Genomic DNA, 23,218 nt, shown 5'->3' with positions numbered 1-23,218 from the left:
GGCAGTGACGCAGGGTGTGCCAGCGGGTCGCGGCGCGGTCGCCGGGCGACCTCCACGCGCCGGCCATGCGCGACCGCCGGCCGGCAGGAATTACCTGCCGCCCCTGCTCGGGCTGGCCACGGTTCTCATCATTGGCTTGATTTTCGCCGTGGCGGTCGGTCTGTTCCAGGGCTCCTTCACCGAAACCGTGCCGGTGACCGTGATCTCGCAACGCGCGGGCCTGGTCATGAACCCGGACGCGAAGGTCAAAATGCGCGGGGTGCAGGTCGGTAAGGTCGCCTCGGTCGAATCGCTGCCCAACGGCCAAGCCGCCATCCACCTGGCGATGGATCCGTCGCAATTGCGCTTCATCCCCAGCAATGTGCTCGTCGACATCGCGTCGTCGACGGTATTCGGCGCGAAGTCCGTCCAGCTGGTGGAACCAGCCCAGCCCTCGGCCCAGCGCCTGCACGGTGGCCAGACGCTGCAAGGCCAGCACGTCATGGTCGAAATCAATACCGTGTTCCAGCAACTGGTTTCCGTGCTGGCGCAGATCGATCCGCCCAAGCTCAACGAATCACTGGGTGCGCTCGCGCAAGCGTTCAGTGGGCGGGGTCCTCAGCTCGGTCAGTCGCTGAGCGACCTGGATTCGTTTCTGGCCAAGCTGGAGCCGAGCCTGCCCGCGTTCTCCCATGACCTCTCGGTGCTACCGGTGGTGTCCAACGCCTACGCCGACGCCGCACCGGACCTGGTGAAGACCGCGGCCAACGCGACCCGGATCAGCAAGACGCTCGTCGATGAACAGCGCAACCTGGACGCGTTGCTGATCAGCGCGATCGGCCTGGCCGACATCGGCAACGACGTCTTGTCGACGAACCGCCAACCGCTGACGAACGTGATGCACCTGCTAGTGCCGACCACCGACCTGACCAACGAGTATCACGAGGCGCTCACCTGTAGTTTTGGCGGGCTGGTGACGATAGCCCACAGTCCCCCGTTGTCGGAACCGAGCATCAACATCTCGGCGAGCCTCACGTGGGGCGGCGAGCGTTACCGGTATCCGACAAACCTGCCCAAGGTTGCCGCGACGGGTGGACCGAAGTGCCTGGGACTGCCGGCAATTCCGTTCAACTCGGCTCCGCCGCAATTCATCACTGATATCGGCGCCGACCCGGTGGGTTACGGAAATCCGCAGCTGCTGATCAACTCCGATCTCCTCAAGCAGCTGTTGTACGGGCCGATCGCCGGTCCGCCCCGCAACTCCGCGATGGTGGGAATGCCTGGATGAGAACCCGCGCCACGCTGATCAAGTTCACGATCTTCGCGGTCGTGATGGCAATGCTGACCGCCTTCCTGTTCTTCATCTTCGGCCAGTACCGCACTGGTGCCACGAACGGGTATTCGGCCGTGTTCTCCGACGTGTCGCGTCTCAAGAGCGGGCAGTCGGTGCGGGTCGCCGGTATCCGGGTAGGCACCGTCAACAGCGTTTCGCTGCAGCCGGACAAGAAAGTCGTGGTGCACTTCGACGCCGACCGCAACGTCGTCCTCACCGAGGGCACCAGGGCGGCGGTCCGCTACCTCAACTTGGTGGGGGATCGCTACCTCGAACTCGTCGACGGTCCGGGCCCGACCAAGCGCCTGCCGGCCGGCGGCCAGATTCCCGTCAACCGCACGGCGCCGGCGCTCGACCTCGATCTGCTGCTCGGCGGGCTGAAACCCGTTACCCAGGGCCTGAATGCGCGCGACGTCAACGCGCTCACCTCAGCACTGCTGCAGGTCTTCCAGGGGCAAGGCGGGACTCTTGATTCGCTGTTCACCAAGACGACGTCGTTTTCGAATGCCCTGGCCGACAACGATCAAACGGTGCAGCAACTGATCGACAACCTGAACATCGTGATCGGCACGATCTCCAAGGATGGCGCGAAGTTCTCCGGCGCCATCGATCGCCTGGAGCGGCTCGTCACCGGGCTGTCGGACGACCGCGACACCATCGGCTCCGCTATCGACGCCCTGGACCGGGGAACGGCCTCGCTGGCCGACCTGCTGACCAGAGCCCGCCCGTCGCTGTCCGGCAACATCGATCAGCTCAGTCGGCTTGCGCCGATCCTCGACAACGACAAGGACCGCCTCGACGCCGCAATCGGGAAGGCGCCGAAGAACTACCGCAAACTGGTCCGACTCGGAGTGAACGGCGCCACCATCCCGTATTACCTCTGCGAGATCGAGCTCCGGGGCACGGATCTGCAGGGCAGAACGGTCAAGGCCCCCTGGTTCAGGTCAGAAGCTGGAAGGTGCACGGAACCCTGATGCTCAAGTATCGCGGAGCTGGGCTCGTCAAGGCCGGACTCATCGGCGTCATCCTGGCGGTGATGGTCATCCTGGTGGGTTTGTCGCCAGACCGGTTCATCACGTGGGCGACGATGGTCAGGTATCAGGCGTTGTTCACCGAGGCCGGCGGCCTTGCGACGGGCAACCCCGTCATCGTGTCGGGCGTGAAGGTCGGCACCGTGTCGGATGTGAAGCTGCGCCACGGCGATGCTTTGGTGACGTTCGCGATGAAGGGCGACGTCCCGCTCGGGTCGGAGACGTCCGCGCATATCCGCACCGGCACGCTGTTGGGCGAGCGGATGCTGACATTGGAGTCCGCCGGCAGCGGCACGATGCACCCGATGGCGCTCATTCCGGTCTCGCGCACCTCTTCGCCCTACTCGCTAACGGAAGCGGTCAGCGACTTTACGACCGACACTGCAGGAACCAATACCACGACACTGAACCAGTCGCTGGACACCCTGTCGGCGACGCTCGATCAGATCGCACCCCAAATGGGGCCGGCCTTCGACGCGCTCACCCGGTTGTCCCGCACACTCAATAGCCGCAACAAGAACTTGGGCGACCTGTTCAAGAGCGCCGGCGACGTCACCGGGATCCTCTCCGAACGCAGCCAGCAGGTCAACAAGCTCATCCTCAACTCCGACACCCTGCTCCAAGTCCTGGTGGCGCGCCGGCAGGAGATCGTCGACCTGCTGGCCAACACGTCGGCAGTGGCCAAGCAGCTGACTGGGTTGGTGCGCGACAACGAAAGCAAATTGGCACCGACACTGGAAAAGCTCAATTCGGTGACCGCCATGCTGGAAAAGAACCGCGACAACATCAGCAAAGCGTTACCGGGCCTGGCCAAATTCGAGATCACGGTCGGCGAGGCGATCTCCAGCATGTACGCCTATTCCGCGTTCGTCCCGAACTTCCTTGTCCCGCAACTCTTCCAGCCATTCTTCGACTATCTCTGGGGCTTCCGCACCTTCGACCCGGCTCGCGGTCCAGGCAACCCGTCGCCGGTACCCCGGTCGCTGGTTCCCTGGCCCTACAACGGCATTCCGGTGTGTCCCGGCTGCACATTGGGCGGCAGGATCGGGGGATCACAGTGATCCGCCGCAACCGACTGACGGCGGTGGCCGCGATCGTCCTGGTCGGGCTGATCGTTGCCGGAGCCGCCGTGCTCGTCCGCAACACGGTCTTCCGCCAACAGACGATCACCGCCTACTTCACCACCGCCACCGCGATCTACCCCAATGACGAGGTGCGGGTCTCGGGCGTCAAAGTCGGCAACATCAAATCCATCCAGCCGCAGGGCACACAGGCCAAGATGACCCTCAAGGTCGACCACGGCGTGCCCATCCCGGCGGACGCGAAGGCGGTCATCGTCGCCCCGAACCTGGTGGCCGCCCGCTACGTCCAACTCTCGCCTGCGTATCGAGACAGTGGACCGGTCATGCGCGATGGGGCGGTCATCCCGCTCGAACGCACCGCAGTGCCCGTCGAGTGGGACGAGGTCAAGACCCAGTTGATGCGGCTGGCAACGGATTTGGGACCCAAGAGCGGCGTGTCGGGCACGTCCGTGGGCCGGTTCATCGACAGCGCCGCCAATGCGCTGGACGGCAACGGCGACAAGCTGCGGCAAACCCTCGGTCAACTCTCAGGGGTGGGCCGCATCCTCGCCAACGGCAGCGGCAACATCGTCGACATCATCAAAAATCTGCAGACCTTCGTCGCCGCGCTGCGCGACAGCAACGTCCAGATCGTGCAGTTCAACGACCGCCTGGCCACGCTCACCAGCGTGGTCAACGACAGCAAATCCGACCTGGACGCGGCGCTGACCGATCTGTCGACGGCGGTCGGCGAGGTGCAGCGCTTCATCGCCGGGACGCGCAATCAGACCAGCGAGCAGATTGCCCGATTGGCCGACGTCACACAGGTTTTGGTCGATAAGCACATGGCTCTGGAGAATATCCTGCACACCTCGCCGAACGCGCTCGGCAACTTCTTCAACGACTACAACGCCGACACCGGGACCATCGTGGGCGGGTTCGGCATCATGAACTTCGCGAACCCCACGTTCGGGGGTCAGCTTCTGTTGAGCGTCCCCGGATGCACCCAGATCGGCGCCATCGGAAACGTCACCGCGGTCGAATCGGGCAAGTTGTGCAGCCTGTTCATCGGTCCCGGTTTGCGGCTGCTCAACTTCAACAACCTGCCGATTCCCATCAACATCTTCTTGCAGAAGTCCGTGGACCCTTCCAAGATTCTCTACAGCGAGCCCCGGCTGGCGCCCGGCGGCGAGGGTCCGAAACCCGGACCACCGGAGATCCCGCCCGCGGTGTCGGCCTACACCGGCTTGCCCGGTGATCCGGTCGGACCGCCGGGGGCGGTGCCGCCGGCGCGGATACCGGGTGCGGCGATGCCGCTGCCGCCCCCGCCGTCCACCCCGATGCCGCCGCCTCCGCCTCCAGCGCAGAGCACGTCAGACATGCTGCTGCCGGCCGATGGGCCACAACAATGATCACCCGGGTGGCGGCGCGGCGCGTGTTCGCCGTCGGTTGTTGCGTGGTGCTGACCGCAACCGGATGCGCGTTCCACGGCCTGAATTCGCTACCGCTGCCCGGCGCGGTCGGACGTGGTCCGGGCGCGAACATCTACCACGTCGAGCTCCCGAATGTCGGCACGATGGAGTCGAATTCGCCGGTGATGATCGACGATGTCGTCGTCGGCAGTGTCGGCAAGATGCGGGTGCAGGGCTGGCACGCCGACGTCGAGATTTCGGTAAAGCGCGATGTCGTCGTCCCCGCCAACGTGGTCGCCACGGTTGGTCAGACCAGCCTGCTCGGGTCGATGCATGTGGAGCTCAATACGCCGCTGGGCCAGCAGGGGAGCGGACGTCTGCAGCCGGGCGCCACCATCCCGTTGAGCCGGTCGTCCGCCTACCCGTCGACGGAACAGACGCTGTCGTCGCTGGGCGCGGTCGTCAACGGCGGCGGATTGGGCCAGATCGGGGAGATCATCCACAATTTCTCCGCCGCCCTATCCGGGCGCGAGGGCGCGGTACGTGACTTGATCACTCGTCTCGACACGTTCGTCGGAACGCTGGACGATCAGCGAAACAACCTCGTCGACTCCATCCAGGCGCTGAACCGGCTCGCGGGGACGTTCGCCGACCAACGCGACGTAATCACCCAGGCGCTGCAGAAGATACCGCCCGCGCTCGATGTGCTGGTCAAGGAGCGCCCGCGGCTGACGGCCGCCCTGGACAAACTTCGCGTCTTCAGCAACACCGCCACCCGATTGGTCAACGACAGTGAGGACGACCTGGTCAAGAACCTCAAAAACTTGGAGCCGACCATTCGCGCACTCGCGGACGTCGGACCGGAGTTCGGCACGGCGATCGCGGCCGGGTTCGTGTTCCCGTTCACCCAGAACTTCGTCGACCGAGCGGTCCGGGGCGACTACTTCAATCTGCACGTCGATCTGGACCTGTCGATTCCACGGCTCAAGCGAGGACTGATGTTGGGCACCCACTGGGGGCAGCTCGACCAGCCGGAGCCGCCGGCGCCCGGAGAGCCGTATTACTTGAATTACACCCGCGATCCGATGCATACGCCCCTGCGGCCGCCGTGGGTGGACCCGGCCAGCCCTCCTCCGTTGCCGGGTCCGCCGCCGGGCGCGGTTCCGTTGCCCGGGCCGCCGCCGGGTGCAGCCCAGGCACCTGAAGCCGGTCAGACCGCGCCGCCCGCAGCGGCGCCCGGGACGGGAGCGGGTGGATAGATGCTGACGCGCTTCGTCCGAATCCAGTTGGCGGTCTTCGCGATTGCCGGGACCGTTGGTGTGATCGCGATGGTCCTCTTCTACATCCAAGCGCCGACGCTGCTGGGCATCGGCAGGATGACGGTGACGCTCGAGCTGCCGGCCACCGGCGGCCTGTACCGGTTCTCCAACGTGACCTACCGTGGCGTTCAGCTCGGCAAGGTCACGTCGGTGGGCCTGACGCCGACCGGGGCGAAAGCGACGCTGTCGCTGAGCACTTCACCGAAGGTTCCCGCGGACCTGACGGCGCAGGTGCTCAGTGTGTCCGCGGTGGGTGAACAATACGTGGACCTGCGACCCAAGACCGACTCGCCGCCCTACCTGCACGACGGTTCGGTAATCTCGGTGCGCGATACGACGATTCCGCAGCCCGTCGGCCCCGTGCTCGATCAGGTCAATGCCCTCGTTCAAAGCATCCCGAAGACCAAACTGGGTCAGTTGCTCGACGAGTCCTTTCAAGGTTTCAACGGTTCGGGTTACGACCTGGGGTCACTGATCGATTCCTCAAAGACGTTGTCCCGTGACGCCAACGGCGTCGTCGATCGCACCCGGGCCTTGACCGAAGACTCCGGGCCGCTACTGGACACCCAGGCGCAGACCACCGATTCGATCAGGACGTGGGCGCGTAGCCTCGCCGGCATCTCGAATGTGCTGGTGAACGACGATTCCAACTTTCGTACCATCTTGCAGCAAGGCCCTGAGGCTGCTAACGAAGCGTCCCGACTTCTCGAACAGATCAAACCGACGCTGCCGGTGTTGTTGGCCAATCTGACCACCATCGGGCAGATCGGCGTCACCTACCACCCCTCCCTGGAGCAGTTGCTCGTGTTGCTGCCCTCGGCGGTCGCGATCGAGCAGGCCGCTTCGCCCACAAACGATCCCGACGGTCTGGCCAAGGGCGACTTCGCACTCACGATCGACGATCCGCCGATTTGCACGGTCGGCTTCATGCCACCAAACACCTGGCGATCCCCGGACGACCTCACCGACGTCGACACCCCGGACGGGCTGTATTGCAAACTCCCGCAAGATTCGCCGCTTGCGGTTCGCGGTGCCCGCAACTATCCCTGCATGGGTCACCCGGGCAAGCGCGCGCCCACCGTTGAAATCTGCAACAGCGACAAACCGTTCATGCCCCTGGCGATGCGCCAGCACGTCCTTGGTCCCTACCCGTTGGACCCGAACCTGCTCGCCCAGGGCGTCCCGCCCGACGACCGGACCACTTCCAACGACAGGATATTCGGCCCCGTGGAGGGGACACCGCTGCCGCCGGGGGCGGTGCCACGCGGCACACCGGCGGGGCCGCGCGGAGAAAATCCGCCAGCGGGCACGGCCGGGGCGGCCGTGCCGCCGGTCCCGTCGTCGGGGCCACCTCCGCTGGCGCCCATGTCGCGAATGTCGGCTGATCTTCCGCCCTTCGCGCCACTCGACGTCCCTGCCCCCGGGGAACTTCCGCCGCCAGCGCCGCCCGCGCCGCCGGCGGGTCCCGATGCCGCACCGCCCGACGCGACCGGCGGCGCGGGGCCGCAGGCCGCGCCCAGTTCATTCGGGGGCGGGTCCGGGAAGCAGGTGCCGGCCGTCACGATCGCCCGGTACGACCCGCGCACGGGTCGCTATATCGGTCCCGACGGGAAGCTGTACCAGCAGTCGAATCTCGTTGCCCCGAAAGCACCCAAGACGTGGCAGGACATGCTTCCCACCTGAGGCCGGGGCGGAGCGATGTAGGGCGCCGAAGGCGGGGCCAGTGGGAAGGCCGGTCAGCCGATTTTGTCCAGGCGCAACGGCATTGTGATGTCAAGCCACTGGTTTTGCCCGCAGGCACCCGACGGGCCGACCGTCTTGTCCTTGCCGGCGTATGTCGACGAGCCGAGTTGATATCCGCCGTAGTCGTTGACCGGGTAGAAATAGAAGGTCTGCTGGCCGGTGAATGCGGTGCCGTCCTCGCACCGCTCCCAGTCGGGCACTTCGCGTTTGGCCTTCCACATCTCCCCGTCGTTCATATAAACGGGCGTGCTCCATCCCTGGTCACTGGTGAGCGTGCCGTGGCATTCCTGAAACGTGACGCACGACGAGGTGATGGTCCACGTCTGAACGACGGTCGGCTCGCCGAAGTACTGATCGTTGCGCTGGGCCCAGTCGCCGATGGACGTGGCGCGGAACGTCCCGTTGACGGCCACTTCCTCCTTGGTTGTTGCCCGGGCCACGGAGGGCGTCGCCAAACCGCCGAATACGGTGGCAGCGACCAGCGTTGCGGTGGTGAATGCTCGAAATGAACGCATCAGACGCTCCTCCAGCCGCCTCGATTAACCGTCATTGTCACGCGGTTTTCGACACTGCTTGCGGCGTTTCGTGTAATGAGATTAACACCGCTTCGGCTCCGACAAAATGGCGATCGAATGGAAATTGGCAGCGCTCACAACAGCGGGTCCAACTTCGAGATCAGCCAGGTACCCTTGACTTTCGTCAATGTCACCAGGGCGATGCTGGCGGTTGTCTGGGGTTGCGGCTTCTCCTTGCTTGTGGCGGTCTGGTTGATGAACACCAGCACGACGGCTGAGTCCGGATGCAACTCCGATACGGCGGCCCGAACCGCCTGGGCCGTCTCGGTGACGTGTTTCTGCTGTGCCATTGCCGCGATCTGTTCGGTGAATTTGGTGTAGTAGGCGAGAAAATCACCGGTGAGATATGACTTCGCCTTGGCGAAGTCACGGTCGAGGTTGTCGGGACCGTATGACAGCACCGCGACGGCACCGTCGGACGCCGCCTGAACCGCCCGGTGCGCCGCGGCGTCGCCGACCTGCTGATCCGGCCGATAGAGATGAAAGTACAAGCCGATGGGGGCGCCCACCGCGGTGACAACCAACAGTGTCGCCACCACCGATCGCCACCTCGCCACACACCGCCGGAGCCAGCGCTTGGCCGTGGCCAGTCGGCCGGCGGGTGCCGGTCCGGGCGAAGCCGATGGCGATCCGTCGGAAGGTGTGGCTTGCGCGCTGTCCAGCGCCGAACCATGTTCGAGAGTCATTGCAGGAAATCGACTTTCGACATTTTGAGCCGACCCCCGTCGCGCGTCAGGCCCACGCTGACCCGCCACACGACGGGCGGCGGATGTGTGTTGTCTGGATTGCTGACATCGGATCTCGCCGCGACGAGCACGACCGCCGAATCGTCGCTCAACGACTCGACCGCGACGGCTTCCACGGTGGCCTTGCTGCTGACCTTTGATTCCTCCGTCTGCTTGGCCATCAGGCCTGACATCACTGACAGTTGGCTCTTGAAGTCGCCCGTGGAGTCGTCGATGACGCGCTGGATGTCCTCCTTGGCATGGTTGGCGTCGACCGACATCAGCTCGGTGACGCCTTGCCGGGCCGCTGCGGCGACCTCGGCGGCGAGCCGCTGTTTGTGCACGGTGGCCCGGTGCTGCCACACCATGTAGCCGCTCGCTGCCAGCGAAGCGGAGGCAAGCACGATGCCGACGCCGGCGGCGATGGCCTTGCGCCCCGGGCGGCGAAGCCAATGTGGCCGCCCCGGCCGCCGCGGCAACCGCAGTCGGAGCCGGGGCTGCCTGGCGGTGTGCTGCTTGGCATCGTCGGGAGCCGCGTCACCGTCGGCGTCCTCGGTTCCGGCTTCCTCGCGCAGCCTTTTCAGGCGTGCCCGAGCCGCCGCGGCGCGCGCTTCGGCCTTGGCAACTTCGTCGTCCTGGTCTGCTTCCGCGACGGGCAGCACGGCGCCGGAGTCATCCCAAGGCTCGGGGCCAGGGCCCTCCGGATCGTGCACGGAGAAGGAGCTTATCACTCCGGCCCGGGCTCAACGGCCGCATCGGCGGCCGCTTTCGGACCTCTCACATGCGGAAATGCTCGACCGCTGGGTCGCGGCACGGCGCCCCGTCGGGGCGGCCCCGGCCCCGACGACCGTTCGCCTCGTGCGATCTTCTCCAAGGATGAGAATTTTCTTTTCCGGTGTGGCAAAGTAATTGGGTGCGATTGATCGTGGCGATGGCGGCCGCGTTGGTGGGCGCCGGTCTGCTGGCGGCGCCGCCATCCTTTGCGGGGCCGACGGTCTGCGACTACCCCGCCTGCACCCCGGGGATCATGCCGCATCAGGTTTTGGGCGCGCCGTGTGAGAACACCACCTATTACGCCTTCGGTGTCGCCGACGGTTACGTTTCGTTCGCCTCGGAGCCTGGACGCTTGATGTTCTGCGGCTCGCCGAGGAGGTACCAGCCGCGTTGGTTCCGGTCACCGCCGATGGCGGGGGTCAAGGATGAGGGCGCCGCCTGCCAGAATTACGAGAACTACGTCGCGCAGGCTCCCGATGGCCTGTTTCTGATTTGTATAGCCCACGACGGTGTCGCGACCTGGGTCCGCGCCGACACGTAGCCATGGGGTTTCCGTTCAGGCGTAGCCTTCCCGGGGCAGACCGAGCAGGCGTCGGCTCAAATCGGTGACCCTGGCGAGCAACGTCTCGTCGTCGATGTCGGCAACCAGCGGATGCATGACGGCGGTGCTGAGCGCGCCGGAGAACATGGCCGCCTCGATCCGCCCGTCCAGCCCCGCATCGCTCAGCAGCACCCGGTACAGACGGTCCATGAAGACTTGAAACGGTTCGTGCTCGGCCAGCAATCGGACGACCACCGGATCGAATTGCAGCGTGCGCACCAGCCGGCGGTCACGAACGGCCATCTCAATCACGCGCACCAGCAAGGCATCTCGTGCTTGCGGGCCGTCGTCGTACGCCTCGGCCTCCTCGAGTGCCGGCTCGAGCCGGCCGAGTTCCCGTTCGGTCACCGCGATGACGATTTGCTCTTTAGTCCGGAATTGGTGGTAGACAGCAGCTTTCGTGACGCCGACGGCGTCGGCGATCATCTGCAGCGACGTGCCGCTGACGCCGTGCGTGGCGAACAGGTCCAGCGCGGCATCGAGCACCCGCGTCCGGGCCGGGCTGTGCTCGATCAGCCAGAATCGCTCACCGGTGACCGGTTGCCGTGCTGTTCCCACGCACCGAGACTAGACGACTCTATTGACGGAGGCTAGCCGATCGGCTAGCTTCGCTGAGTATTCGTGTTCGGCCAGGCGATCTCGTAGGGGAGGGCCGATGTCTAACGTCGAGGTTGGCGACGCACGGCGTCCGGGGTTGACGGGGGCCGCGCCGCGGCGGACCGACGGCGAGCTGATCCTGCTCTGGACGTTGCCGGCGGCGCTTGTCCTCTGGATCGCCGCGTTCTTCCTGTTCCCGGGCTTCAATCCGCCGATGTCGCCGACGATGTCGGCGGAACAGGTGGCCGCGTTCTATCGCGATCCGGCTCACCTGCCGGAGATCCGCTACAGCATGATCCTGTTCAACTGGTTCGGTGTGTGCCTGGTGCCGATCCTGGCTTTGATCGTCTTGCAGATCCGCCGGATGGCGCATCGAACGCCGATTTTCTCCTATGCGATGTTGGGCTGTGTCGCCGGCGGTCCGGCGCTTTTCCTCGTTGCGAACGTGTGCTGGCTGCTGGCCGCCTTTCGTACCGAACGCAGCCCCGAGCTGACCCAGTTGCTCAACGACTTCGGCTGGATCACCTTCACGATCCTGGTTCCGTTCCTGATCGGACAGAGCGTGATCCTTGCCCTGGCAATCTATTTCGACGATCAGCCGCGCCCGGTCTTCAACCGGTGGGTGGCCCACTTCAACCTGCTGGTGGCCGCCGCGCTGGTGCCCGCGGCGTTCGTCGGCGTGACCCTGACGGGCCCCCTGGCCTGGGACGGCTTGTTGTCGTTCTGGCTGAAGAACCTCGCCATCGCCGTCTGGATCGGCGTGATGGGCGTTGCGTTGGGCCAGGCGATTTACCGCGAGCGGTCCGAAAACCCCAGGTGCGGCACAGAATTGGTGGGCGCGTGAGTGCGGTGATGCCGCCGTCGGCCTCGCCGGCGACGCCCCCTGCGGGGCCGCTGCATCGGCGCATCGGTTGGCACCTGCGGCGCGGGCCTAAGCGCGAATTGTGGCTGGCCTGGGTGGTACTCATCGTCTTTTACAACCTCTTCTTCCCGGTGTTCTTCATCGTGGCGCAAGTTCAGCCGCCGCCGCAGCCCACCTGGGACCTCGCGACGCAGGTCCACTGGTTCCACGAACGTCACCTCGGGATACCCGTCGGTTTCGGCGTCGTCTTCGCCATCAGCGGCATGATCGCGGTCAACAACGCCCTCATCGCGTATTCGATGCGGCGGATGTCGGTCAGCCCGGCGTTCGCGTACTCGTATCTGGTCATCTACTCGCTCAGCGCTATTCCCGGCATGCTGCTGCTCAACATCGCGCTGATCGTCGGAACGCTCCGCCCCGAGCGCGACCCCCAAGCGGTCGGCTGGCTCTACGACTTCGCCTTCTTATCCTTCGACGGAACCATGGGCGTCTTCCTGATCGGCTCGCTGATCTGGATGGTCGCGATCCTGCTCGACAAGAATCGCGTCTTTCCCAAGTGGTTCGGCTATCTCAACCTGTGCAACGCGCTCACCGAGGTCGTCGTGGCGCCCTGCTGGATCTTCCAGCGCGGCGTGCTGGCATGGAACGGTCAAATCGCGTGGTGGCTGGACATGGTCGTGTTCGGTGTCTACCAAGTCACTTTCATCGTCATGCTGTTCCGGATGATCCGGCGCGAGGACTTCGGCACCGGGCCCCTCCCAGAACTCAATCGGCAAAAGGTGGCCGCGTGATGACCGACATGGCCGAGAAGCAACGGGCCAGATTCGTGCCCGGGCAGCCGGACATGTGGGCATTCGTGCTGTTCGAAACATCGGTATTCACGGGCTACTTCGGCTTCTACCTGTTCTATCGTGCCCGTAACCCCGAGCTGTTCCTGCATGCACAGTCGCAGCTCGACCTGCGGGTAGGGGTGGTCAACACCCTGGTCTTGCTGCTGAGCTCCTGGTCGGTGGCGCGGTGTGTCCAGTCGGCCCGGGCGGGTGCCTTTCGTGCGGCCCTGCGGGACGTGTTCATCACCGCTGCGTTCGCCGCGATCTTCCTCTTCTTCAAGGTGTTCGAGTGGGCCCGCTTGGTGCGCACGGGCAATGGATTGGACAGCAACGACTTCTTCACCTACTACTTCTTCCTCACCGGCATCCACTTCGTGCACCTGCTGATCGGCTTCGTCGCCCTCGGCGTAATCGTCTACCAACTTCGCGCCAAGGCGCGAAAGGACCACGAAGCCAAGGAGACCCAGCAGCTCGTCGAAACCTGCGCTACCTACTGGCACACCGTCGATTTCCTGTGGGTGCTCATCTTCGCGCTGCTCTACGTGGTGAGGTGATCTCCGATCAAGTTCAACAAACGACTGCTGGTGGTGTGGGCGATCCTGGCGGGTCTGACCCTCGGCTATCTCTGGCTGGACCACTCCGCAGGCCATGCCGGGACGCTGAGATCCAGCGCGGTGGTGACGTCGAGCGTCATCGTGATCGCACTGGTCAAGGTGCGCATCATCTTTCGCGAGTTCATGGAGGTGCGCGACGCTCCCGTACCGCTATGCCGGCTGACGGACGCATGGGTGCTGCTGATGGCCGTGGCCCTGCTCAGCTGCTACTTCGTCGGCATGAACCTTTGATTCAGCCCGCGACCGCGACCGCGTCGGCGGTGGTGAACGTGAGGTGGAGTTCGCTCAGTCCGCGCAGGATGTACGTCGGCTCGTAGGTGTAGCGACGTTCGGCCGCCGGCCCGTGATGGGCTTCGTTGATCTCGATGTGGGGCATCCGGTCCAGGATGCGCTCGATCGAGACGCGGCCCTCGACGCGGGCGAGCGGACCGCCCGGGCAGGAGTGGACACCACGGGCGAAGGCCATGTGCTCGCGAACGTTCTTGCGGCGCAAGTCGAATTCGTGCGGGTTCTCGAACCGACGCGGGTCACGGTTCGCGGCGCCCGGCAGGACCATCACCACGGTGCCGGCGGGGATGTCAACACCTCCGACGGTGGTAGCTTTGCGGGCCAGCCGTGAGTCGCTCTTGACGGGGCTGTCCATCCGCAGCGATTCCTCGATGAACCCGGGGATCAAGCTGCGGTCCTCGCGCAGCTCCCGCTGGATGTCCGGCCGGTCGCCGAGCACCTGCAGGGCGGCGCTGAGCAGCTTGGCGGTGGTCTCCTGGCCGGCGGCGAAGAGGAACGTCGCCGAGCGGACCACCTCGATCACGGGGGGCGTCGACCCGTCCGGATACTTCGCCGACGCAAGGGAGGTCAGCACGTCGTTGCGGGGCTCCCTTCGCCGGTCCTCGATGTAGGTGCAGAACTTGTCATCGAGCCACTCCAGCGGGTTGATGCCCACCGACTCGTGGTCCAGGGCGCCCACCCGCGCCTCGGGGCGGTCGGCGCCCAGGACCTTGCGGAATTCCTTGTGGTCGGATTCCGGGACGCCCAGTAGGTCGGCGATCACCAAGGTGGCGAAGGGCTTCGAGTACTCGGCGATGAATTCGCATTCGCCGTTTTGGAGGAACTCGTCGAGCTGGCGGTCGGCGAGGCGCCACATGAATTCCTCGTTCTGTTTCAGCCGGCTCGGGGTCAACAGCTTGGCCAGCACGGACCGGGCCTTGGTGTGGTCCGGCGGATCCATGGTGACCATGTGTTCGTACATCGGAAAAGAGCTGCGGTGCGCATCGATCTGGGCGCTGATGTCGTCGCCTTCGGGCGTGAACGGCAGCGGCGGGAACGGGCCGCCCAGCGCGACGATGTTCGAGAACGTGTCGGGGTCTTTGTAGATCTCGCAGGCTTCGTCGTAGCCCGTGACCGCGATGACGCCATAGTGTGGCAGCCGCAGCACCGGGTTCTGACTGCGCAGGTAGTCGAAGTAGGGGTGCGGATCGGGTACCAGAGACGGGTCGGTGAAGAAGTCGATCGACTCGTAATCGCTCATCGGATTGCGTCTCCCTGGGGCTGTGTTCGGCGGCAGGCTGCGGCGCCGGGCGATTCGAAAACCGAAAATGTGCTGAGCACCTGCTTAGCATGGCGGTAATGTCAGGGTCAAGGTCGCAACGCCGCACCGCGATACGATCCGTGTGGTCGGACGGCAGACAGTACGGAGCAGGGACATGACATCGGCTCGCAGAATCGGGGCGCCGGACGCGAAGAACCGCGGCCTGCTGCTCGACGCGGCCGAACAGCTGATGCTCGAAGAGGGCTATGCCGCCGTGACCTCGCGCCGCCTCGCCGGCAAGGCAGGACTGAAGCCGCAGTTGGTGCACTATTACTTCCGCACCATGGAGGACCTGTTCCTCGAAGTCTTCCGGCGCCGTGCCGAGGAGGGCCTGCGGTTTCAGGCCGCGGCGCTGCAGTCGCCTCAGCCGTTGTGGGCGCTGTGGAGATTCGGCACGGATCCAGGATTCACCCGCATCTCCATGGAATTCATGGCGCTGGCGAACCATCGCAAGGAGATGCGAGCCGAAATTGCTTACTACGCCGAGCGTTTCCGTGAGGTACAGCGCGAAGCGGTGGCGGCCGCTCTAGAACGCTACGGCGAGGACACCTCCGAGATGCCGCCGGTGGTCTGGACGGTGCTGATGACCAGCCTGTCGCGGATGCTGGTGCTCGAGCAGGCGATCGGCATGTCCGGCGGGCACGCCGAGACCATGGCGCTGGTCGAGAGCCACCTCCGCCGCCTGGAAGGCGAGCCGCAACCCATCGCGGGTATGCCGCGTGCCTGGACGGTTCACCAGTTGCGCAGTGAGCAGAGCACGCCTTTGGGGCCGTCTTTGGATACGACGACCGCTCCGTCCACCGCCAGATCACAGTGAAGCCCTGGCGTGCCGGGCTCGGTGCCCGTGCTCGCCACGACCATCGCGTAGTCATCGGGGTTCGACATGTCCAGGTCGAAGCTCCACGGTTTGCCCGGGGCGATATCGACATCGACGTGCGGGGTGAACGAGTAGGGGTTGTGGCTGTAGTCGGAGAACCTCTCCGGCTGGTGGTCCAGGTAGTAGATGTCGGTGTAGATCGGATTCTGCGCCGTGACGGTGTACGTCACGTGGTGCATCACCGGGTCGGCCAGGGCGCGGCCTGCGCTCACGACCGAACCGGTCGCACCGACCAGCAACGCCGACAGGGTCGCGGCTCCCACGCCCAACCGTCTGCCCGTCATCTCGCTCCTCCGGCTGCCCGTCCCGCACTCGTGGTGCGGTTCATGACTCGCTCCGCGGCCCGCCAGTGTGCGTCGGCAACCCACAGCCGCGCAAAGGATGCTATCGCTTCGTCGGCCGAAACCCCGCTGATTACGCGCTTTATCTCGGTCGCCGGGTGACGGGCCAGCGACCTCGCGACCGATCGCCATCCTTCGTCGAACTCCGCGCGCGGCAGCACCCGATCGACCAGGCCGACTCGCTGCGCCTCCGCCGCCGTGAGGGCGGTTCCCGTGCCGGCCAGCAACAGCGCCCTGCTCTTCCCGACGAGCGCGGCCAGCCGCTCGGCGCCGCCCCAGGCCGGCATGATCTCCAGCTCCACCTGATTGAAGGCGATCTTGATGTCGTCGGCGGCCAGCCGGATGTCGGCGGCGACCGCGACCTCGGCGCCGCCGCCGAAGGCGTGGCCGTTCAGCGCGGCGATCACCGGCGCCGAGAAGCTGGCCAGTTGGTCGCATATCGCTCGCATCCGCTTGGCCATCGCCGCCGCGTCCTCTTCCGTCCGCAGCGCGCGCAGCTCCTTGAGGTCGCCGCCGGATACGAAGGCCCGATCACCGGCGCCCTTGATCACCAAGGCTTTGGCGCCCGCCGCCGCATCGAGCGCCTTTTCCAACTGCTGCATGGTGTCCAGCGCGATGGCATTGCGCGCTTGCGGGCGATCGATGGTCAGCACCGCCAACCCGTCGTCGATCTCCAGGTCCACCATGCGTTATTCGCTCCTCGGATGAGAACGCACGATATTGGCATTCTCTCGGTGCGACAATAACATCGTCGTCGCAGGCCGAAGGGCTATCGTCAACGAAGACAGGGGTGCTCGGTGCTGGATCGAAGCGTAGCCAGGGTGGCGGCGGCGCTGGCCGTCGCATTACTTGCGGGGTGCGCGTCGCGACCGCCGGCCCAGATCTCCAGCACGGCATCGGTGACCGTCGACGGTAACGACCGGGCCTTCCACATCGTCAAGTGCGGTCAGCTGCAGTGGACCCGGACGATCGATATCGGCGGCAATTTCGCCGGAGCCAAGGTCGTCATCGACGAAAACGCGCAACCCGCGACGGCCGAGTCCGTGCGCATCCAGAACCTGGGCGGGTTCAGCGGGATGTACTCCCGCGGCGACGGCGGCAACGCCGACCTGAGCGTGACCGGTGACAAATTCACCCTCAGTGGCACCGCCAACGGCTACAAGACCGACAAACCCGGTGAGCCGGCCACCGCGACTTTCAAAATCGTCGTGACCTGCTGACCGCTTAGAACCGCAATCGGTGGGCGGCGTTGCGATTCGACGTCCGTAGAGAATAATATTCTCGTAATTAAAGAAGGAGGATTCCATGGGCCAGTTGTCGCATCGTGAAGACGTCCCGTTTCCGATCTTTGACGCGGACAATCACCTCTACGAGCCGCCGGAGGCGCTGACCAAGTACCTGCCCAAGGCGTACAAGGATTACGTCCAGTACGTGCAGGTCAACGGGCGGACGAAGATCGCCATCCGCGGCCACATCAGCAACTACATCCCCAACCCGACCTTCGAGGTCGTCGCCCGGCCGGGCGCCTGGGAGGAGTACTTCAAGTACGGCAATCCGGAGGGCAAATCCAAGCGCGAGCTGTTCGGCGAGCCGATGCGCGCGATCCCCGCGTTCTTCGAGCCCGGCCCGCGTCTGGAAAAGATGAACGAGCTGGGTCTGGACCGCACCCTGATGTTCCCGACGCTGGCCAGCCTGCTCGAGGAGCGGTTACGCGACGATCCGGTCGCCATCCATGTCCTGGTCCACGCGCTGAACGAGTGGCTCGATGACGTCTGGGGCTTCAACTACCAGAACCGCATCTTCACCACCCCGGTCATCACCCTGCCGATCGTCGACAAGGCGATCGAGGAACTGGAATGGGCGGTCAAGCGCGGTGCGCGCTGCATCCTGGTTCGCCCCGCGCCGGTCCCGGGATTCCGCGGCCCCCGATCGTTCGCGCTGCCCGAGTTCGACCCGTTCTGGGAGCGGGTCGTCGAGCACGACGTGCTGGTCGGCATGCACTCGTCCGACAGCGGCTACTCCCGCTACACCTCCGAGTGGGACGGCGCCGAACAGGAGATGCTGCCGTTCCAAACCAACGCGATGGGCATCCTCAACGAGTGGCGCCCGATCCAGGACGCGGTGGGCTCGTGGGTGATCCACGGCGCGCTCTACCGCCACCCGAAGCTGAAGGTCGCGATCGTCGAGGCCGGGTCGAAGTGGATGACCCCGCTGCTCGACGGCCTGGCCGAGGTCTTCCGCAAGGCCCCGGAGGCCTTCCCGAGCGACCCGGTCGAGGTGGTCAAGAACCGCGTCCACGTCAGCCCGTTCTTCGAGGACGGCATCGACGACCTGATCAACCTCGTCGGTGTGGATCAGGTCTTGTACGGCTCGGACTGGCCGCACCCGGAGGGGCTGGCGGAGCCGACGTTCTACGTCAACGCGCTCTCGCACCTGTCCGTCGACGACCAGGCCAAGATCATGGGCGGCAACCTCGGTCGGCTCGTCACGGTGTGACAAGCCGACCGAATCAGGTATGGCAAACCATCCCCGAGATGGTCTTGAGCGCGGCGGACCGCTTCGGCGACGCGGAAGCGGTCGTCGACGGCCCGCTGCGCTTCACCTTCACCCAGATCGTCGACCGAATCCGTTGCGCGGCGGGCGCTTTCGCCGAGCTGGGCGTCGACCGAGGTGATCGCGTCGCGGTCTGGGCGCCGAATTCCGCGGAGTGGATCATCGCGGCCTTCGGGCTGCTCACCGCGGGCGGCGTGCTGGTGCCGGTCAACACTCGGTTCAAGGCGCAGGAAGCGGGCGACATCATCGCCCGCAGCAAGGTCAAGGCCGTCCTGGTCCAGAAGGGCTTTCTGGGCCAGGACTACACCGCGCCCGCCGGCACACCCGTCATCGACCTGAAGTCCGACTTCCTCTCCAGCGGTTCACCGTTCGAGCGAGTGGTGAGCGGCAGCGACATCTCCGACATCATCTTCACCTCGGGCACGACCGGCCGCCCGAAGGGCGCGATGATGAACCATCGGCAGACGCTGCGGATGTACCAGGAGTGGGCGACGCTCGCCGACCTGCGCCAGGGTGACCGCTACCTCCAGATCAACCCCTACTTCCACACGTTCGGCCTCAAGGCCGGGCTGATCACGTCGTTCCTGCGGGGCGCGACGATGCTGCCGGTGCCGGTGTTCGACGTCGAAACGGTGGTGGAATTAATTGCGCGCGAACGCATCACGATGCTTCCCGGGCCGCCGACGCTCTACCACTCGCTGCTCACCGTCGCCGACAAGTCCAAGCTGTCCACGCTGCGGGCCGGCGTGACCGGCGCCGCCGACATCCCCGTCGAACTGGTCCGTCGCATTCATGACGAATTGCCGTTCCAGACGCTGATGACCGGATACGGCCTCACCGAGGCCGGCAACGTCACGCTGTCCCTGCCGGGGGATTCGTTCGAGGACGTCGCCACCACCGCGGGCGTGCCCTGCGAAGGGGTCGAGGTGCGCATCGCCGACGATGGCGAGGTGCTGGTCCGCGGCTACGGCGTCATGCAGGGATACCTCGACGATCCGGAGGGCACCGCCGCGGCGATCGATACCGACGGGTGGCTGCACACCGGCGACCTGGGCCGCCTCGACGCGACGGGTCGGCTGCGGATCGACGGGCGTAAGAAGGACATGTTCATCGTGGGCGGGTTCAACGCCTACCCGGCGGAGATCGAGGGTTACCTGCTGGAGCATCCGGCCGTGGCGCAGGCCGCCGTGGTCGGGGTTCCCGACGACCGCCTCGGCCAGGTCGGCAAGGCCTTCGTGGTGGCGAAAACCCAGGTTTCCGAGGATGAGCTGCTGATATGGTGCCGTGAGCGGATGGCTGGTTTCAAAGCGCCGAGATCCGTCGCGTTTCTGGACGAGCTGCCGCTCAATGCGACCGGCAAAGTGATGAAGGATCAACTCCGTTGAGCGACGGCGACATTCATTCGATGGTCCTCGCGTCGGACTACCGGGTCCCCGACCCGAGCCGGGTATGGCCGCTGCTCGAGCGCAGGAAGGCGGCCCTGGCCGACATCGGCGCCCACCACGTCCTGGTCTACACCTCGACGCACGACCAGGGCCGGGTGCTGGTGCTGATCGGGGTCCACAGTCGCGAGCCGATCGTCGAGCTGCTGCGCTCGCGGGTGTTCTTCGAGTGGTTCGATGCGGCCGGTGTCGACGACATTCCCGCGGTCTTCGCCGGCGAGATCGTCGACAGGTTCATCCCGGAACCTTCGGTGACTCCCGAGGCGCCCGGGGTCGTGGTCGCCACCATCGCCTCCGTGCACGACGTGTCGGCGCTCACCGCCGAAGTCGCTTCGGCCAGGGACAGATTCGTCGCGGCCGGCATCCGCAAGACCTGGATCTTCCAGGCTTTCGACGATGAGCACGAGGTGCTGATCATGTCGGAATTGCCAGACGAAGAGAGAGCCCAGCGGTGGATCGAGCACCCAGATACCGCGGCCGAGTGGATGAGAGGCGCAGGCATGGGCCCCTACCCACCGGTTTTCGTCGGGCGGTTCTCCAACATGATGCGCATCGGGGCGGACTGAGCGGCCCTGGAATGTTCGTGTGCCTGTGCAACGGAGTCACCAGCCAAACGGTGGCCGAGGCGGTGGAAGCCGGGGCCTGCACCACCAAGGATGTCGCCCAGGCCTGCGGCGCGGGCGCCGACTGCGGTCGCTGCCGGCGAACCGTACAGGCCATGCTGCGATCAGCGGATCCGAACGGCGCAGCCACTCGTTCCGGGCCGGGATGATCCTAGCGGCGAACGCTGCCGTCGGGCGATGTCGGCTGGACGAGTTCGACTAGCAGCGGCGGGATTTCGAGCCGCGGCAGCACCACCTCGACGAGCACCATGCTGTCACGGTGCTGTGCGGCGGCGGTCAGGGCATCGTCGAGCTCTCCGTAGGTCTGCACCCGAAACGCCAGGTGATCGGCGACGCCTAGCGCGTTGGGGATCTCGGTCCACTTCCAGTTCACGATGTCGTTGTAGGGCGCCGTTTCTCCGTGGATCGCGCGTTCGACGGTGTAGCCATCGTTGTTGACCACCACGATGACCGGGGACAGCCCTTCCCGACAGAAGCTGCCGAGCTCTTGGACGGTCAACTGTGCGGCGCCGTCACCGATCAGCAACACCGTCCGCCGGTCCGGATGTGCCACCCCGGCCCCCAGCGCCGCGGGCAGCGTGTATCCGATTGAGCCCCAAAGCGGTTGGCCGATGAACGTCACGCCCCGGGGCAGGCGGTGGTCGGCCATGCCGTAGAACGAGGTGCCCTGGTCGGCGAGGACCACGTTGCCCGGTGTGAGGGCCACGCAGAGGCGGTCCCACAGCATCTCTTGCGTCAGCGCTTGATCGCGCGGCGGAGGCGGGGGCAGCGCCTCGGCGGGCGGCGACGCCACGGGCGGCGATGTGATCGCGCGCCGGGTCAGGATGGTGGCCAGCGCCTCGAGCGCGGCGCCCATCTCGAGCGGGGCGAAGACCTCGCCGGCCACGGTGCTTTGGTACTGCCCGACGTCGATGGTGCGCGCCGGGTCGATCCGCTGGCTGAAGAAGCCGCTGACCATGTCGGTGAACACCACGCCGGCGGTCACCAACACCGGCGCCTCTTCGATCGCGCTGCGCACCGCAGGGGCGCTGGCCGACCCGGCGTAGATCCCCAAGTAGTGGGGCGAGCTTTCGTCGAGCAGGCTCTTGCCCCACATCAGCGTCGCGTAGGGCACCACGTCGGCCGCGAGCAACGCCTCGAGTTCTTTGACCACCTGCAACCGGTGCACCAGCAAGTCGGCCAGCACGGTCAGTTGGTGGTCGCCGATGAGTTGGGCGGCGGCCTCGACGAACGTCGAGAGCGCGCGGGGGCTGGTACCCCCGGTGTAGCGGGGCAATGGGTCCCCGGGCGGTTCGGTGGGAAACCGGGCCACGTCGATGGACAGCAGGATGTAGCCGGGCCGCTTCTGCTCGCGCACCTCGGACAGCACCCGGTCGATCTCGCGACGGGCGGTCGCGGGCATCAAGTTGGCCTGGGCGCAAGTGATCTCGCGACTGACGCGGAAGAAGTGTTCGAAGTCGCCGTCACCGAGCGAGTGGTGCAGCGCGCGCCGGGTGCCCTGCGCGTCCTTGGACGGGCCGCCGACGATATGCACGACGGGCACCTGCTCGGCATAGCTGCCCGCGATCGCGTTGGCCGCCGACAGTTCGCCCACACCGAAAGTCGTTACCACCGCGGACATTCCGCGAAGCCGGCCGTACCCGTCGGCGGCGTAGCCGGCGTTCAGCTCGTTGGCGTTGCCCACCCAGCGGATGGTCGGGTGGGCGACGATGTGGTCGAGGAACTCCAGGTTGTAGTCGCCGGGAACGCCGAAGATCTCGGTGACGCCGAGTTCGGCGAGGCGGTCCAACAGGTAGTCACCGACGGTGTAGACGGGCTGGTTGTCAGGCACAAGCACGACGGTACCTCGGTCGAATTCATTCCGGGTGCCACGCCGTTTCAGTATCCTGCGGGCCATGGCACTCAAAGAATCCCCGACATCGTCATCGAAGCCAGTCCGGAGGAAATCCTGGACGTCATCGCCGATTTCGAGGCGATGCCCGAGTGGTCCGAGCCCCACCAGAGTGCTCAGGTTCTCTCGACCGGCGACGACGGGCGGCCCAACCAAGTGAAGATGAAGGTGAAGGTCGCGGGGATCACCGACGAACAGGTGGTCGCCTACACCTGGGCAGCCGACGCGGTGAGCTGGAAGCTGGTCAGCTCCTCGCGGCAGAAGGCGCAGGACGGGAAGTACACCCTGGTACCGCAGGGCGACGCGACCCTGGTCAAGTTCGAGCTTCTCGCGGATCCGAATGTGCCACTGCCGGGTTTCGTCCTCAAACGCGCCGTGAAGGGGACGATCGATTCCGCGACCAAGGCGCTGCGCGAGCGGGTGCTGGACGTGAAGAAGGGCAAGTAA

25 protein-coding genes and 1 pseudogene are annotated in these 23,218 nt (G+C 65.6%); 18 read left to right on the top strand and 8 right to left on the bottom strand.

What is annotated here, in order from left to right; translation table 11 throughout:
• Positions 1–4: 4 nt before the first annotated feature.
• Genes BRW65_RS17275 through BRW65_RS17250 form a run of 6 tightly spaced genes read left to right on the top strand, consistent with a single transcriptional unit; the run spans position 5 to position 7,818 of the window.
• A complete protein-coding gene (locus tag BRW65_RS17275) occupies positions 5–1,267 on the top strand; it encodes an MCE family protein (RefSeq protein ID WP_073876646.1) in 1,263 nt (420 codons plus the stop codon).
• Positions 1,264–2,286 (top strand): MCE family protein, encoded by a 1,023-nt coding sequence (locus tag BRW65_RS17270; RefSeq protein ID WP_073876644.1) that lies wholly within the window; start codon positions 1,264–1,266, stop codon positions 2,284–2,286. Before BRW65_RS17275 ends, BRW65_RS17270 begins: the two co-directional genes overlap by 4 nt.
• On the top strand, positions 2,286–3,404 hold the full coding sequence (locus tag BRW65_RS17265) for an MCE family protein (protein WP_073876819.1): 1,119 nt from the start codon (positions 2,286–2,288) through the stop codon (positions 3,402–3,404). Before BRW65_RS17270 ends, BRW65_RS17265 begins: the two co-directional genes overlap by 1 nt.
• Positions 3,401–4,816: an MCE family protein gene (locus tag BRW65_RS17260; protein ID WP_208611841.1), complete on the top strand. Its 1,416-nt coding sequence runs from the start codon at positions 3,401–3,403 to the stop codon at positions 4,814–4,816. The genes BRW65_RS17265 and BRW65_RS17260 overlap by 4 nt, the downstream gene beginning before the upstream one ends.
• On the top strand, positions 4,813–6,075 hold the full coding sequence (locus BRW65_RS17255) for an MCE family protein (RefSeq protein ID WP_073876642.1): 1,263 nt from the start codon (positions 4,813–4,815) through the stop codon (positions 6,073–6,075). Before BRW65_RS17260 ends, BRW65_RS17255 begins: the two co-directional genes overlap by 4 nt.
• Entirely contained in the window at positions 6,076–7,818 is a 1,743-nt protein-coding gene (locus tag BRW65_RS17250; protein WP_073876640.1) for an MCE family protein, read from the top strand.
• Positions 7,819–7,871: 53 nt separating this feature from the next.
• On the opposite strand, the gene BRW65_RS17245 is transcribed toward BRW65_RS17250, so the two are convergent.
• From BRW65_RS17245 to BRW65_RS17235, 3 genes are all read right to left on the bottom strand, one after another.
• Positions 7,872–8,393: a hypothetical protein gene (locus BRW65_RS17245; protein WP_073876637.1), complete on the bottom strand. Its 522-nt coding sequence runs from the start codon at positions 8,391–8,393 to the stop codon at positions 7,872–7,874.
• Between the two features lie 134 nt (positions 8,394–8,527).
• Positions 8,528–9,139 carry a hypothetical protein gene (locus BRW65_RS17240; RefSeq protein ID WP_073876635.1) on the bottom strand — a complete coding sequence of 204 codons (612 nt, stop codon included), beginning with the start codon at positions 9,137–9,139 and terminating at the stop codon, positions 8,528–8,530.
• A complete protein-coding gene (locus BRW65_RS17235) occupies positions 9,136–9,891 on the bottom strand; it encodes a hypothetical protein (RefSeq protein ID WP_073876634.1) in 756 nt (251 codons plus the stop codon). The genes BRW65_RS17240 and BRW65_RS17235 overlap by 4 nt, the downstream gene beginning before the upstream one ends.
• A gap of 218 nt (positions 9,892–10,109) precedes the next feature.
• Here BRW65_RS17235 and BRW65_RS17230 point away from each other — a divergent pair, with 218 nt between their 5' ends.
• Positions 10,110–10,493 carry a hypothetical protein gene (locus tag BRW65_RS17230; protein WP_208611848.1) on the top strand — a complete coding sequence of 128 codons (384 nt, stop codon included), beginning with the start codon at positions 10,110–10,112 and terminating at the stop codon, positions 10,491–10,493.
• 15 nt (positions 10,494–10,508) lie between these two features.
• Here BRW65_RS17230 and BRW65_RS17225 read toward each other — a convergent pair whose 3' ends face one another.
• On the bottom strand, positions 10,509–11,111 hold the full coding sequence (locus BRW65_RS17225; protein ID WP_073876630.1) for a TetR/AcrR family transcriptional regulator: 603 nt from the start codon (positions 11,109–11,111) through the stop codon (positions 10,509–10,511).
• Between the two features lie 97 nt (positions 11,112–11,208).
• On the opposite strand from BRW65_RS17225, the gene BRW65_RS17220 reads away from it, so the two are divergent.
• Genes BRW65_RS17220 through BRW65_RS17205 form a run of 4 tightly spaced genes read left to right on the top strand, consistent with a single transcriptional unit; the run spans position 11,209 to position 13,687 of the window.
• A complete protein-coding gene (locus tag BRW65_RS17220; RefSeq protein ID WP_073876628.1) occupies positions 11,209–11,994 on the top strand; it encodes a hypothetical protein in 786 nt (261 codons plus the stop codon).
• Positions 11,991–12,803 (top strand): hypothetical protein, encoded by an 813-nt coding sequence (locus tag BRW65_RS17215; protein ID WP_073876626.1) that lies wholly within the window; start codon positions 11,991–11,993, stop codon positions 12,801–12,803. The genes BRW65_RS17220 and BRW65_RS17215 overlap by 4 nt, the downstream gene beginning before the upstream one ends.
• On the top strand, positions 12,803–13,396 hold the full coding sequence (locus BRW65_RS17210) for a cytochrome c oxidase subunit 3 family protein (protein ID WP_073876624.1): 594 nt from the start codon (positions 12,803–12,805) through the stop codon (positions 13,394–13,396). Before BRW65_RS17215 ends, BRW65_RS17210 begins: the two co-directional genes overlap by 1 nt.
• Positions 13,397–13,402: 6 nt before the next feature.
• On the top strand, positions 13,403–13,687 hold the full coding sequence (locus BRW65_RS17205) for a cytochrome C oxidase subunit IV family protein (protein WP_073876622.1): 285 nt from the start codon (positions 13,403–13,405) through the stop codon (positions 13,685–13,687).
• Position 13,688: 1 nt separating this feature from the next.
• On the opposite strand, the gene BRW65_RS17200 is transcribed toward BRW65_RS17205, so the two are convergent.
• On the bottom strand, positions 13,689–14,984 hold the full coding sequence (locus BRW65_RS17200) for a cytochrome P450 (RefSeq protein ID WP_073876620.1): 1,296 nt from the start codon (positions 14,982–14,984) through the stop codon (positions 13,689–13,691).
• Between the two features lie 175 nt (positions 14,985–15,159).
• On the opposite strand from BRW65_RS17200, the gene BRW65_RS17195 reads away from it, so the two are divergent.
• Positions 15,160–15,861 carry a TetR/AcrR family transcriptional regulator gene (locus tag BRW65_RS17195; protein ID WP_073876618.1) on the top strand — a complete coding sequence of 234 codons (702 nt, stop codon included), beginning with the start codon at positions 15,160–15,162 and terminating at the stop codon, positions 15,859–15,861.
• On the opposite strand, the gene BRW65_RS17190 is transcribed toward BRW65_RS17195, so the two are convergent.
• Both BRW65_RS17190 and BRW65_RS17185 read right to left on the bottom strand, forming a co-directional pair.
• Positions 15,777–16,205, bottom strand: coding sequence for a hypothetical protein (locus BRW65_RS17190; RefSeq protein ID WP_073876616.1), 429 nt, complete (start codon positions 16,203–16,205; stop codon positions 15,777–15,779). The genes BRW65_RS17195 and BRW65_RS17190 overlap by 85 nt on opposite strands.
• Complete coding sequence (locus BRW65_RS17185) at positions 16,202–16,948, bottom strand: enoyl-CoA hydratase/isomerase family protein (RefSeq protein ID WP_073876614.1); 747 nt, start codon at positions 16,946–16,948, stop codon at positions 16,202–16,204. Before BRW65_RS17185 ends, BRW65_RS17190 begins: the two co-directional genes overlap by 4 nt.
• A gap of 111 nt (positions 16,949–17,059) precedes the next feature.
• Between BRW65_RS17185 and BRW65_RS17180 the strand changes: the two genes are divergently transcribed.
• The 5 genes from BRW65_RS17180 to BRW65_RS17160 all read left to right on the top strand — a co-directional run bounded on the left by BRW65_RS17180 (position 17,060) and on the right by BRW65_RS17160 (position 21,029).
• A complete protein-coding gene (locus BRW65_RS17180) occupies positions 17,060–17,482 on the top strand; it encodes a lipoprotein LpqH (RefSeq protein WP_073876612.1) in 423 nt (140 codons plus the stop codon).
• Positions 17,483–17,567: 85 nt separating this feature from the next.
• On the top strand, positions 17,568–18,758 hold the full coding sequence (locus tag BRW65_RS17175) for an amidohydrolase family protein (protein ID WP_073876610.1): 1,191 nt from the start codon (positions 17,568–17,570) through the stop codon (positions 18,756–18,758).
• A 38-nt stretch (positions 18,759–18,796) separates the two neighbouring features.
• A complete protein-coding gene (locus BRW65_RS17170; protein WP_208611839.1) occupies positions 18,797–20,200 on the top strand; it encodes a FadD3 family acyl-CoA ligase in 1,404 nt (467 codons plus the stop codon).
• The gene (locus tag BRW65_RS17165; RefSeq protein WP_073876606.1) at positions 20,197–20,823 is read left to right on the top strand and encodes a fatty-acid--CoA ligase; all 627 of its coding nucleotides are present in this window, start codon (positions 20,197–20,199) and stop codon (positions 20,821–20,823) included. The genes BRW65_RS17170 and BRW65_RS17165 overlap by 4 nt, the downstream gene beginning before the upstream one ends.
• A gap of 11 nt (positions 20,824–20,834) precedes the next feature.
• Entirely contained in the window at positions 20,835–21,029 is a 195-nt protein-coding gene (locus BRW65_RS17160) for a (2Fe-2S)-binding protein (protein ID WP_073876604.1), read from the top strand.
• 2 nt (positions 21,030–21,031) lie between these two features.
• Here BRW65_RS17160 and BRW65_RS17155 read toward each other — a convergent pair whose 3' ends face one another.
• Positions 21,032–22,777 carry an alpha-keto acid decarboxylase family protein gene (locus BRW65_RS17155; RefSeq protein WP_432206432.1) on the bottom strand — a complete coding sequence of 582 codons (1,746 nt, stop codon included), beginning with the start codon at positions 22,775–22,777 and terminating at the stop codon, positions 21,032–21,034.
• On the opposite strand from BRW65_RS17155, the pseudogene BRW65_RS17150 reads away from it, so the two are divergent.
• A pseudogene (locus BRW65_RS17150) lies at positions 22,776–23,218 on the top strand (SRPBCC family protein). The gene BRW65_RS17155 and the pseudogene BRW65_RS17150 sit on opposite strands and share 2 nt — an antisense overlap.

The organism is Mycobacterium paraffinicum (assembly GCF_001907675.1).
In the GTDB taxonomy this organism is placed as follows: Bacteria; Actinomycetota; Actinomycetes; order Mycobacteriales; family Mycobacteriaceae; genus Mycobacterium; species Mycobacterium paraffinicum_A.
Note: the sequence above shows the minus strand (reverse complement) of the source record. Positions and strands in the feature narration are given on the sequence as shown.

Coding starts and splice junctions, on each gene's coding strand:
- BRW65_RS17270 (WP_073876644.1), top strand. CDS start 1,264: ATGAGAACCCGCGCCACGCTGATCAAGTTCACGATCTTCGCGGTCGTG.
- BRW65_RS17265 (WP_073876819.1), top strand. CDS start 2,286: ATGCTCAAGTATCGCGGAGCTGGGCTCGTCAAGGCCGGACTCATCGGC.
- BRW65_RS17255 (WP_073876642.1), top strand. CDS start 4,813: ATGATCACCCGGGTGGCGGCGCGGCGCGTGTTCGCCGTCGGTTGTTGC.
- BRW65_RS17250 (WP_073876640.1), top strand. CDS start 6,076: ATGCTGACGCGCTTCGTCCGAATCCAGTTGGCGGTCTTCGCGATTGCC.
- BRW65_RS17245 (WP_073876637.1), bottom strand. CDS start 8,393: ATGCGTTCATTTCGAGCATTCACCACCGCAACGCTGGTCGCTGCCACC.
- BRW65_RS17240 (WP_073876635.1), bottom strand. CDS start 9,139: ATGACTCTCGAACATGGTTCGGCGCTGGACAGCGCGCAAGCCACACCT.
- BRW65_RS17230 (WP_208611848.1), top strand. CDS start 10,110: ATGGCGGCCGCGTTGGTGGGCGCCGGTCTGCTGGCGGCGCCGCCATCC.
- BRW65_RS17220 (WP_073876628.1), top strand. CDS start 11,209: ATGTCTAACGTCGAGGTTGGCGACGCACGGCGTCCGGGGTTGACGGGG.
- BRW65_RS17210 (WP_073876624.1), top strand. CDS start 12,803: ATGACCGACATGGCCGAGAAGCAACGGGCCAGATTCGTGCCCGGGCAG.
- BRW65_RS17200 (WP_073876620.1), bottom strand. CDS start 14,984: ATGAGCGATTACGAGTCGATCGACTTCTTCACCGACCCGTCTCTGGTA.
- BRW65_RS17195 (WP_073876618.1), top strand. CDS start 15,160: ATGACATCGGCTCGCAGAATCGGGGCGCCGGACGCGAAGAACCGCGGC.
- BRW65_RS17190 (WP_073876616.1), bottom strand. CDS start 16,205: ATGACGGGCAGACGGTTGGGCGTGGGAGCCGCGACCCTGTCGGCGTTG.
- BRW65_RS17185 (WP_073876614.1), bottom strand. CDS start 16,948: ATGGTGGACCTGGAGATCGACGACGGGTTGGCGGTGCTGACCATCGAT.
- BRW65_RS17175 (WP_073876610.1), top strand. CDS start 17,568: ATGGGCCAGTTGTCGCATCGTGAAGACGTCCCGTTTCCGATCTTTGAC.
- BRW65_RS17170 (WP_208611839.1), top strand. CDS start 18,797: ATGGTCTTGAGCGCGGCGGACCGCTTCGGCGACGCGGAAGCGGTCGTC.
- BRW65_RS17160 (WP_073876604.1), top strand. CDS start 20,835: ATGTTCGTGTGCCTGTGCAACGGAGTCACCAGCCAAACGGTGGCCGAG.
- BRW65_RS17155 (WP_432206432.1), bottom strand. CDS start 22,777: ATGGCCCGCAGGATACTGAAACGGCGTGGCACCCGGAATGAATTCGAC.